The sequence below is a fragment of the Trebonia sp. genome, from assembly GCF_030042015.1.
Taxonomy (GTDB): domain Bacteria; phylum Actinomycetota; class Actinomycetes; order Streptosporangiales; family Streptosporangiaceae; genus Trebonia.
Window position 1 is genome coordinate 1 of sequence record NZ_JASIAL010000159.1, and the last position, 10,255, is coordinate 10,255.

The following is a 10,255-nucleotide window of genomic DNA, read 5'->3' on the forward strand; positions in this document are numbered from 1 at the left end:
GTCACCGAACTCGCGCAGCAGCCGCCGAAGCATCCGCGCCGACTCGGCATCCACCCGCGGCACCGAAAGCATCCGCGCGCACGCAGTCCGCAGAATCTGGTTCTCCGGGATATCGGGGGTGAACTCGTCGTGCCGGATCTCCAACGGCAGCGGCAGCCCGTGATGAGTATGCAGCTGCGCGCTCTCGCGCAGTCGACCGCGCAGCACCTGCGAGCTCTCCTCGACGACGACGTATCCGGGCAGGAGCCCTTGCTGGATCGCGCGCTCCGTCTGCCGCCATAGCACCTGGGCGATGACGGGCACGAGATCCGGTGCCGACTCCGCCGGTACGGTGTCAGCCCGCCAATCCGCCGCGTAGCACGAGTAGCCGAGAAGGAACAGCAGCCTGGCGATCTCGACCTTCGGCCTGATGTGGACGGTAACGTCGCCGATCCGGGCCGCGCCGACCTTCCCGGCCGGGGCGATCAGCCAGAGCCCGGGCTGGTACGGCGACGGAACGGCGCTCACCACTCCCGAGGCGGCAAGCAGCCGTCCTTGTGAGACCGTCAGCGGCAGCTCCGCAGGTCGGCCGAGCTCGTCCAGCTCGATGCTGGTCACTGCGAAGCGATCGCCTTGCGCAGGCTTTCCAGCCCGTAGTGCTCGGATAGGTCGCGCTGCCCGTAGAACAGGTCCTCGAGCAGCGGCATGATCTCGTACTGCCACACACTGTCCAGGCCGTCGACCCGCCGGTAGATCGACTCCTTCATCAGGTACGAAGGGCCGATCACCGCGTCCACGTCTACGTCCGCCAGGCGAGAATTGAGGGCATCGAGGAGAAGCGCCGGTTCGTTCGGAAGATTATGGACGGCTAGCCAGCGGGCCAGCAGCCCTTGCACGGGTGGGATGCGGGGATCCAGCTCTATGAACGAGAACCGGCGGCGCATCGCGGTGTCGATGCGGGCGATCGACCGGTCGGCGGTGTTCATCGTGCCGATGAGGAACAGGTTCTGCGGGAGCGTGAACTCCTTGTCCGGCGAGTATTGCAGGCTGATCGAGGAATCCCGGTACTCCAGCAGGAAGTACAGCTCGCCGAAGACCTTCGCCAGGTTCGCCCGGTTGATCTCGTCGATGATCAGGACATAGGCCGTGCTCGGGTTCGCCGCCGCCACCTCGGCGAAGTCACGGAACGGCCCGGCCCGCAGCGTGAACGTCAGCGTGCCGCTCCCGCCGGGCTCTGGCCGGAACCCCTCGAAGAAGTCCTCGTAGGTGTACGAGGGGTGGAATTGGACGAGCTTGAAGGCGCCGTCTTCGGTCAGGTGCGCGGCGAGTTCCCTGGCCAGGTAGGTCTTGCCGGTGCCCGGCGGCCCGTAGAAGATGACCTGCTTGCGCTCCCAGAGCAGGTCGGCGATCTTGCGCAGCTCGGCCTGGTCCATCAGCAGGCTGGCGGCCAGTTCCGCGGTCACGGGGCGCAAGCTCAGCGTCCGCTGAGGTAGTTCGGGAGTCCGAACGAGCGGTGGCGCCTCCTCCACCGTCGCCGGGACCAGAGCGGCGAGCTGGTCGTAGGCCTCGGTGAGCTCTACGACGTAAGCCTGGCTCTGCAGCAGTGCCGGAACGGGCGCACGCAGGGCGCTGCCAGCGATTGGATCGTCGGCATTGAACCATCCAACATAACGACGGAGGTTGGATCGCGAGGCCTCATGTTCAAAGTACGCTCTGCCCTCTACCCGGCCGATGTAGACCCTGCCCTCCATGGGCGTCAGCACTAGGTCGCCTTGGCGCATCTGGCGAATGAACCGTTCCAATTCTTCAACCCGCTGCGCGCGGTAGGCATACGACTTGTGCTGGTAAGCAGTTTCTACGAGCTGTTTCAAGTCGTCATAAGTTAGACCTGGATCAACCACGGTATCGCTGAGCTGCGAGACGTTGAGCGAAACGTAACTGTTTTCGAGCCATGCGTGAACTAGGTTGAAACCATCGACGCTGGTGCCACGGACCATCCAAGCTCGCCTGAGGAGCGTTGACGTTCCCTTAGCTGCTTCTTCTGCCCGGTCCTTCAGAAGCTCCTTGAGCACCGAGGCACTCAGCCGCTGGGCCTGGCTTGCCCGACGGTTGGTGCCGAACTCGACGCCCTCGTTGGCCAGTCTTTGCTGTAGGTCGACGCCCCTGTAGGCGGCGTTCAGGAACTCTTCGGCCGGGACCGTCCCGTCCGCATTCAGCACCCGGTAGGAGTTCGGCAGCTTGACTTTGGTGCCCGCGAGGAAATCGGCGACCTGGCGCGCGGACGTGTCTGCAAGCTCGCCGAGATCATCATGGGATGTCCACGAACCAGGTTCCACCAGCTGCAAGGTCGTGGCGATAAAGTGTTCCACTCCGCTGAGTGACTGCAGTGCCTGCTTGCGGCGTTGATCGATCTCGCCGTAGAGACGGTTGAATTCCGCTTGTAGGTCATCGGGGTCCGGGTAGGTCACCAGTGCTTCGATGCCAGCATCTGTAATCGACCAGCCACCGATCTTGGACGTCCAGCCGATGGTTGCCGCGTAACCCGTATCGAACCCGATCGCGCGGTCAAAGCGAGACTCGCCGCTGTTGTCCAGGCTCAGCTCGCGCGGAGTAAGCGCCACCCGCCGCTGGATCTCCTCCAACACCTGGCTCGGCTGAACCTTGGTCCCAGCGTCGCGCAAGATCTCCAGGGCCGTCTTGAGCAGAAGACTCCGCCTGACCTTCTCCTCAGCCATGGCTCAGTTCTGCCCCCTCTCCGCCGGATGCGCGTTTCGTGACTTTTGACTGGTAATCGTATGCCCACACGTGACGGGGAGTCGTAGACGGCGTGTCGGAACTGCGACCATTAAGCCCTGAAGCGTAGTGTTAGTCTGAACACAGGTTCGAAAAAGGGAGAAGCTATGGCGAGGCGGAAGGCAAATCCGTACGCTGACGCCATGGTTTCAGGCAGGTCGCAGGAGCACGCGGCGGTCGTTGCGCTCCTCCAGGCCAGGCCGGACGGGCTGACCTGGGCTGAGATCGTTGCTGAGCTGCTTGAGGTCGGCAGTGCTGTCGAAGTCTGGGAACGCCACGCCCCGGCGGCGCTGATAGACCTACCGAGCGATGTCACGCCAGCTTCCGCGGCCAGGGATGTGCAGTCGTGGGAGTCCCGGGGATACCGGCTTATCTCGATCCTGGACGAGGACTATCCGGTACGCCTTCGGGGCATTCACCAGGCCCCGCCGGTCATTTTCACGCTGGGTTCCGTCGTCGCTGACGACCCCGCGGTGTCCGTGGTGGGGTCGCGCGAGGCTTCCGCGCAGGGTCTTGCGATGGCCGCCCGCCTGGCGCGCGAACTTACCATCCGGGAGATGACTGTGGTCGCCGGGTTGGCACGCGGCATCGATACGGCCGCACACAGGGCAACGCTTGATGCGGGCGGCCGCACGGTGGCCGTGATCGGTACGGGTATAGCGAGGTCGTATCCGCCCGAGAACCGCGCCCTGCAGCGGGAGATCGCGAGCAGGGGACTGGTGCTGTCTCAGTTCTGGCCGGATGCGCCGCCGCAGGAGCACACCTTCTTGATGCGAAACGCCACGATGCCCGGCTACGGGCTGGCGACAGTGGTAGTCGAGGCTGGCGAGCACAGCGGCGCACGTGTCCAGACGAGGATGGCGGTCGAGCATGGTCGGCAGGTGATCCTGACCGATCAGGTCGTCGTCCGCAACCAGTGGGCACAGGACCTGCTCGGGCGCCCCGGTATCCACGTTGCGAGCAGTGCGGACGGCGTGCTGGACGCAGTTGAGCAGGTAGTCGCCATATGGGATGAGCTACGGAGGTTGGTGACGCCTTAACATGGTCGATCCGGAGCCCGCGCCGCGCCCGGAGTCCATTCTTACCGCCATCGCTGCCGGGTACCTGCGCAACCCCGTGCGGCATGTGCGAGTCACATGCGCCGACTGCATGACGCCACGCCGGTCGGGGGCTACGAGCTGTGCTATGCCTGCGACAGCCACCACCGCCAGGCCGGACTAGCGGACGCGATTGCGTTCCTCACCTATGCCGTGGCTGGCCGGGAGTCTGGTCACCTGATGCGCGGTTACAAGGCCCGGCCCCCCGTGGCCGAGCATCAGATGGTGGTGGGGCTGCTGTTGCTCCTCGCGCTCGAAGGGCACACGAAGTGCGCAGAAGCTCTGGCGAATCGGCCTGTCACGCACTGGGCGATCGTGCCGTCTCTCCCGCCGAGGCCTTATGAGCACCCGCTTCGCAGCCTGGTAGTCAGTCATGCACAGGGAAGCGAAGCGCCCCCTGGTGGCGGCCAGAGTTCACCAGCCACGGGCAGTAAACCTAGACCATTTCACGTGCAATGCCTCGCTACCTGCAGGATCTCATGTGCTGCTAATCGATGACACCTGGACGACCGGCGGGCATGCCCAGTCGGCCGTTCTTGCCTTGCGTAGGGCCGGTGCCGCGTGGGTGTCGGTACTGGTCGTCGGACGATGGCTCAAGGAGGACTATGGCGACAACAGAGAGTTCATCGCCAATCTCGGAGACTACGATCCATGTCTATGTCCCTGGACGGGGGCCGCGTGCCCGTGACCTTTCCGGCACGCGATCGGTCGCTGTTATACGGAAAGATCCAAATGGCTCGCGATGAATACCGGATCAACGGATCACCCTGAGGGTAGATCCCTTCTGGCTTCCGCGGGAAAGAAATACAGATATGCTTTAAATGGTGGACCAAGAATCAATTTCGCCGCGTTATCTCCATAACTACCCGAGGGATAAAGCGGCATCGCAGTCTGTGCCGTTCGTCAGGGCTCCAGTCATCGGGTGACTGTGTGCCAGACTAGTCGGAAGAAGCCGGGCTGGAAGGAGAAGACAGTGGGCATGACATTCTATGAAGCCGCAATCCAGGTCTTGAGGTCCGCTGGATGCCCGCTGACAACGCGCGAGATCACCACGCGTGCTATCGAGACCGGGCTCATCACGCCCCGCGGGAAGACACCTGATGCGACTATGTCGGCGGCGTTGTACCTCCGCCTGCGCAACGATGCTGTTCTCGTCAAGCTTCAGGAGCCGGGTGAGTGGCGCGCAAAGCAGGGCTCCGTGCGTTGGACGCTACGGGAGCTCAAGTCCCTCAGCAGCTAGTCCGCCGGGTGGCGGAGGCCGTGTCCGGGCGGTGGGTCGAGGATAGTCTGGTAAGGCTCGCCGGAGCGGGCGGCTTCGGCCATAGCGTCGTAGATCTGGAGTATTAGCCCCTTGGTGCGGAACGTGCCGTACTGCTGCACGTCCTTGCGCTTGACGATCGGGAACGTCTCCATGATGTAGTCCACGTCGTCCCGCCCAATCCCGTAGAGGCGAAAGAACGTTGCATCCAACTCAGCCCGCATTGCGAAGCGGCGTTCTTCGTTCCAGCGAAACGGCGGGCCATCGTCGCCAAGGTCCCGGGCGAACGGCTCGACCTCCCACGCAGTGTAAGTCAGCTCAAGGACGCGTGACTTGATAAATCCGGCCGATTCGGCGAATGCGGGCGGTGGTAGCACCGGAAGTTGTTTCAGGATGAAGAAGGCCATTGACGTCCCGCCGATTTTCTGACGAGCTACATAATCAAGGGCGAAGCTGCTAAAATTGGCCATCAGGAGCTCAAGCGAACTACTCGATATTGCGAGCGGAAGTTTATGGCTTGCTCCCGTGCGTGGAAGAATTGTGCAGATCATCGTTCGTTCATCGATGCCGCTTGTTACATCGCGCCAGCCTAGCAGCCACCCCTTGTCCCAATGTCCTTTTAGTGACTGGTCGACCTCCTCCTGCGCGATCCAATAACGGGGCAAGACTGTATAAGAGGGGTCTTGGTGCTGTTTGACACTGGGGGTGGGTAGCTGGCGGACCCCTTTTCCGGGAGTTGTAATCGCGAGCCTATAGTCGCCGAAGCGATGATCGAAGTGATGGACCATCTTAGCTTCATATAGCGGTAGCATTCGCTTATCGCCGTGCGTGAACGTATTGCCCTCCAGGACCCAACCTTGCCCAGCCAACTGCTCGCGTGTGCGGAAGAGAGCAGAGTCGCTGGCCATGTTGAAAGTCCCCTGCATGAAGGAAAGGCCCCACGGATTTTCCTCGGGTGAGTCGAGCCAGAGAGGGCGAATCCGCCTGTAGACGCCTATAGTTATCGCAGCATCTCGATGTGACCGGAAGATCGGGATGTTGCCGGTATTCGGGTTCAGAAGGGCAATTTCTGCCGGCGTTACCGTCACCTGATGTTCCGGGTTTAGAATATCCGAAATTGACCCAGATCGGAAAACTAGCCGAATCTTGCCTTGGTACGGAGAGCCACTGAGTGTCAGCAGGCAGAATCGATTTCCTTGTGCTCCAGCCACATCCGCAAAGAAGCCATTATTGCGGAAGTCTAGCAGCGATACAAGCGATCCTTGCCTGGTTATGTTACGGAAGAACGGCGCAGTTGTAGCATCGGTAGCGATGCCAGTGGGCACAATAATGCCAGAACGCCCTCCTACGGAGGTGATTACTGTGGTAGTTTCGGCGAAAACTGCGTAGGTGTTCAAACGTCCATGACCGGTCAGAGGGTAACGACCAGATTCCTTGAGGAAGTGGGTCCAGCCAGCCGACTTGCGTTGCTCATTGGCGAACTCAGCGTGGAGATCCAGATCTGTATCTGGGAGCGCAGCGATGAGTCTCTTGCGCGCTGCCTGATTAGGAGCGCTCGCGATCTCAGGGCTGCGCTGGGCGAAGAACTCTTGCTCCTTAAGTTCGACCTTCTCCCACGGTGGGTTGCCGATGACGCAGGAGAAGCCGCCGGACCAGCCCGTTGCGCTCTGCCCGGTGATGCGGAAGATGTGAGGGAACTCTACGTGCCAGTGGAAGAAGCGGTATAGGCGGGTCACGTCGGCCACTGGGGCCTCCGCTGCGGCCAGGTTCAGGGACGCGTCGTCTGCGGCGAAGTTTTCGATGACCGCATGAGTTATTGCCGTGGAACGAGTCTCCTCCGTCTTGGGCTGGACGAAGGCGGCGCACCAGGCGTCGGCGATCAGCTTCTGGATGCGGAGTTCGCTCGACGCGGCCAGTGCCTCTGCCTGGCGTTGCTGGTGGATGTGGAGGTCTTCGAGGCTGTCCGGCAGCGTGTGGGCGATCGAGTCTGCGCGCTTAGATAGGACGGCGTTCGAGACCGGAATGCCGGACTGGCTGAACAGATCGTGCTGGCCCTGGCGTTCGGCGGCGTTCTGCTTCTTTAGCGCTGCGCAGACCTTGCGGTCGTCGCCTTCGATGGGGGTGAACGCGGCGTCGGGGAGGCCGTCGGCCAGTAGCGCCGGGGTGACGCCCAACAACGAGTTCCCGACGCGGATGTTCTGGTCCAGGTACGACAGCGGCTTGCCGGGTTCCAGGGCTTCCAGCCACAACGAGACCTTGGCCAGCTCTGCTGCCATCGGATTGACGTCTACGCCATAGATGCAGCGGCCGACCACCCGGCGGAGGGCCTTGCGGATCTCGGGCTCGGGGGGTTCGGATTCACCTGTTTCTTCGGCGGCTATGCGCTTGGCTATCCGTCGAGCGGCGGCGACGAGGAAGTGGCCGGAGCCGCAGGCTGGGTCGCAGACGGTCAGGTCCAGCAACGCCGCGACCTTCTCTTCGGCGGTGCCGCGCGCCGTCGCCTCGTCGAGCAGCGGGTCCAGGGCCGAGTCGAGCAGGCACTCGACCAGGGACGTGGGGGTGTAGTAGGAGCCCGACTCCTTGCGTTCGTTGCCAGGGAGCACGGTGAGCGTGTACGAGCGCTGGTCCGGGTCGTAGTGCGGGATCAATTCCAGCAGGGACTCGTAGATGCTGCCGAGTTCTTCGGCACCGAGGTTGCCGAAGTCCACGCGGCGCATCGCGCCGCCGTCCCGCGGCTTGACCAGTGAGAGCGCGCGGACGGCGCTGAGCAGCGCCTCGTTGGTTAGGCGGGCACCGGCCACCGGCTCGTCCAGCGCGCCGGTCTCGAAGATGCCGCCGATGCCTGGCAGTGCGAGTTCGGGGACGCCGCCCTCAGAACCCAGGCCGTCGAAGACAAGCTGGACCGCCTCGAACAGGTCGGTGTGGCGGGTGCCGCGGTGCTGGCGGGCTAGGCGGCGGAGCCGTGCGGCGGAGAAGTACTGCTGGTACCGCTCGCGCGTTTCCGCGGAAACGCGCTGCGCAATTGCGTCCGACGTTTCCGCGAAAACGTCTGGCTGCAAGAGGGCCCCGCGGTCTTCGGCCACGAACCAGAACAGCACGCGGTACACCAGCCGCAGCAGTGCCCGGTTGAGATCGTCCAGGCGCAGCTCGTTGCTGGCGAGCCGGTGCCGGAGCTGCGGGTTGGCCGGGTGGGAGATGAACCCGGTACCGAGGATCGAGATCGCCTGCTGGACGCCGTTGCGGAGCAGGCTGAGGGCACGCTCGCCCTGTTCGGCGGCGAAACTGCGCCACTGCTCCAGGTAGCACGACTGCGGGCCGCCGTCGCCTTGGATGGCGAAGCGGGACTCGTGGCAGGCCAGGTAGAGCAGCACGAAATCGGAGAACAGCTCGCCGTCGAAGATCGCCTGCAGGTCGAACTCGACATACGCCGAGCCGACCAGCGTGGCCGAGTCGCGCAGCAGCCGCAGCGTCACCCCGTTGCACAGGATGCCCCAGAGCTGGGAGTCCTCGCGGTTCAGCTGCTCCTGCAGCACCGACTGCGGGGCGCGGGCCTCGCGGTGCGGTGTCCGGTGGTCCAGGTCGATGTCCCAGCCGAGAGCGCGGAAGGCAATGTGCGAGGGCATCTCGTGCGGGAAGCCAAGCTCGCGCAGCAGGATCCGGGTCCACCGGTCGCGCTTCTTCTCGTCCTGCCAGGTCTCCAGCAGGTACGGCCAGGACCGGGACGCCTGGCGGCGGACCGACTCACCGCGCTCCAGGCCGTAACTCTCCGGCGATGTGCCGGGCACCTGTGAGTCTCCCGCGAACACCCGGCCCAGCAGGTCGGACGAAAGCAGCCCGCCGACGATCTTGAGGGAGGTGAACTCGCTCACGCCGCACCGCCGGGCAGGTACACGTAGACGCCGAGGATGTCGGCGGGTTTCTGGGCGCGGACGGCGATCTGGCGGCGGACCCGCTGGCCGCCCGCCTCGCGGACGCGGATGTGGTCGTCACGGAGTTTGGCCGCCAGCTCGTCCGCCACGAAGTCAAGGTGCGGGCGGAGCGCATCGACAGACGCCACGGCTCGTTCGGAAAAATCGAGGGCCTGATCGGGCGGGACGTTGCCGGCGGGCACGGCGGCCAGCAGCCCGGCGACCTCCTGCGGCGCGAGCCATTCGGCGGCCGCGGGCTGGCCTCGGTAGGCGAGCACCTGGGCGTCCTCGGCGACGAGCTGGCGCGGGCCGTCCCGGCCGGGCAGCTCCAGGTGCATGCGGAACCTCACCAGTAGCAACGTGGTCCGCTTCGCGACGGCGGACGTCCGCATGACGCCGCAGCGGCGGGCCGGGCGGTCACGGCCGTCTGCCGGGGTGACCGTGTCGAGGGCGGACTCCAGGACGTAGCGGGCGATCGCGGCGACGTTGGGGTCGGTGCGGTCCAGGTACGCCTCGCGGGGCTTGACCGGCAGGTTGTCGCGGAACGGCAGCGGCTCCACGTGGCCGGGGACCAGCGCGTCGGCCAGCCCGGGGGGCAGCGCCCGGGTCGTGGCGGTGAAGCCGTCAGGCAACGGGGTGACATCGGCGCGCAAGGCGCGCAGCGCCTCCTCGGCGAAGGCCCGCACGTCCGAGCCGGTGCCGAGGCTGGCGCGCAGCTCATCGAGCTCCCGGGCGACCTCGCCGGGCTGGATGCCGGCCTGCCGGTACTTGGTAAACGACTCGCGTTCCCTCTCGGCGGCGCTCTCCCACTCACGGTGCAGCTCTTCGCGTTTTTCCAGGCCGATGCCCTCGAACGCGAGCTGCTCGCTGGCCGAGTCGCGCAGCAGCAGGCCTTCCAGGATCGCCTCGACCACGTCGTCGCTGCGGTCGGGGACAGGGACGGAGATGCCCAGGGCCTTGCGGATCTGCTCGTGCTTGCGCAGCAGCACGTCCAGGACGATGCCGTCGATGCCGTTGTCGGCACCGTAGATCGTGACCGCGCGCACGGTCCGGGAGCGCTGGCCGAAGCGGTCGACGCGGCCCTCCCGCTGCTCGTGGCGGGTCGGGTTCCAGGCCAGGTCGTAGTGGACGACGGCCTGGAAGTTCTGCTGCAGGTTCACGCCCTCGGACAGGCAGTCGGTCGCGACGAGGACGGGGCGCTTGGTCTCGTCCCTGGTCAG

The 10,255-nt window shown here is 64.6% G+C and carries 6 protein-coding genes; 2 read left to right on the forward strand and 4 right to left on the reverse strand.

Annotated features, from left to right (window positions below):
- Together Q1N79_RS08085 and Q1N79_RS08090 are read right to left on the reverse strand one after the other, a co-directional pair.
- Window positions 1-597: hypothetical protein (locus Q1N79_RS08085; protein WP_300606135.1), on the reverse strand; the 597-nt coding region annotated here is incomplete at its 3' end.
- Window positions 594-2,714 (reverse strand): AAA family ATPase, encoded by a 2,121-nt coding sequence (locus Q1N79_RS08090; RefSeq protein WP_300606138.1) that lies wholly within the window; start codon window positions 2,712-2,714, stop codon window positions 594-596. The genes Q1N79_RS08090 and Q1N79_RS08085, both read right to left, overlap by 4 nt.
- A gap of 201 nt (window positions 2,715-2,915) precedes the next feature.
- On the opposite strand from Q1N79_RS08090, the gene Q1N79_RS08095 reads away from it, so the two are divergent.
- Window positions 2,916-3,812 (forward strand): DNA-processing protein DprA, encoded by an 897-nt coding sequence (locus tag Q1N79_RS08095; protein WP_300606140.1) that lies wholly within the window; start codon window positions 2,916-2,918, stop codon window positions 3,810-3,812.
- Window positions 3,813-4,848: 1,036 nt separating this feature from the next.
- Window positions 4,849-5,109, forward strand: a complete 261-nt coding sequence (locus tag Q1N79_RS30595; protein WP_367185041.1) for a winged helix-turn-helix domain-containing protein — start codon at window positions 4,849-4,851, stop codon at window positions 5,107-5,109.
- Here the strand turns inward: Q1N79_RS30595 and Q1N79_RS08100 are convergent.
- Both Q1N79_RS08100 and Q1N79_RS08105 read right to left on the reverse strand, forming a co-directional pair.
- Window positions 5,106-8,996: an N-6 DNA methylase gene (locus tag Q1N79_RS08100; RefSeq protein ID WP_300606143.1), complete on the reverse strand. Its 3,891-nt coding sequence runs from the start codon at window positions 8,994-8,996 to the stop codon at window positions 5,106-5,108. The two genes, Q1N79_RS30595 and Q1N79_RS08100, sit on opposite strands and share 4 nt — an antisense overlap.
- The coding region (locus Q1N79_RS08105) for a helicase-related protein (protein WP_300606146.1) at window positions 8,993-10,255 on the reverse strand (1,263 nt) is incomplete at its 5' end. The genes Q1N79_RS08100 and Q1N79_RS08105, both read right to left, overlap by 4 nt.

Coding starts and splice junctions, on each gene's coding strand:
- Q1N79_RS08090 (WP_300606138.1), bottom strand. CDS start 2,714: ATGGCTGAGGAGAAGGTCAGGCGGAGTCTTCTGCTCAAGACGGCCCTG.
- Q1N79_RS30595 (WP_367185041.1), top strand. CDS start 4,849: ATGACATTCTATGAAGCCGCAATCCAGGTCTTGAGGTCCGCTGGATGC.
- Q1N79_RS08095 (WP_300606140.1), top strand. CDS start 2,916: ATGGTTTCAGGCAGGTCGCAGGAGCACGCGGCGGTCGTTGCGCTCCTC.